Origin of the sequence: Agrococcus sp. HG114 (genome assembly GCF_024723325.1) — a bacterium.
Taxonomy (GTDB): domain Bacteria; phylum Actinomycetota; class Actinomycetes; order Actinomycetales; family Microbacteriaceae; genus Agrococcus.
On sequence record NZ_JANQCH010000245.1, the window covers coordinates 1 to 856 of the forward strand.

Genomic DNA, 856 nt, shown 5'->3' on the forward strand with positions numbered 1-856 from the left:
GCTCGCGCCCCTCGCTCGCGGTCCCGCGCCCCGGCCGCCTCCCCGGCGAGGAGCCCGCACCCCATCGCGAGATCAGCGACGCGCGCGGCGAGACCCACCTGCCGGGCGACCGGGTGCGCACCGAGGGCGAGCCGCCCACGGGCGACCGCGCGGCCGACGAGGCGTACGACGGGCTCGGCGCCGCCTGGCGGCTCCTGCACGACGCGTTCGGGCGCGACTCGCTCGACGGCGAGGGAATGCCGCTGCGCGCGACGGTGCACTACGGCTCGCGCTACGACAACGCCTTCTGGGACGGCGAGCGCATGGTCTTCGGCGACGGCGACGGCGAGGTGTTCGCCGGCTTCACCGGCGCGATCGACGTCATCGGCCATGAGCTCGGCCACGGCGTCATCGCGGCGACGGCGGACCTCGAGTACCGCGACCAGTCCGGAGCGCTCGACGAGTCGATCGCCGACGTGATCGGCTCGCTCGTGAAGCAGCACGCGCTCGGCCAGAGCGCCGACGAGGCCGACTGGCTCATCGGCGAGGGCGTCTTCACCGACGCGGTGCAGGGCGTGGCGCTGCGCTCGATGGCGGCGCCCGGCACCGCCTACGACGACCCCGTGCTCGGCAGGGACCCGCAGCCGGCCCACATGCGCGACTTCGTGGTCACGCGCGACGACCTCGGCGGGGTCCACATCAACTCCGGCATCCCCAATCGCGCGTTCCACCTCGTCGCGACGGCGATCGGCGGCCGCGCGTGGGGCTCGGCCGCGCGCATCTGGTTCGACGCGCTCACGGGCGACCTCGCGCGCGACGCGGGCTTCGCCGCGTTCGCCGCCGCGACCGAGGCCGCGGCGACCGCGCGGTTCGGCGC

Annotated in this window: 1 protein-coding gene; it reads left to right on the forward strand. The window is 75.9% G+C overall.

Annotated features, from left to right (window positions below):
* Positions 1 to 856: M4 family metallopeptidase (locus tag NWP09_RS13025; protein ID WP_258275913.1), on the forward strand; the 856-nt coding region annotated here is incomplete at both ends.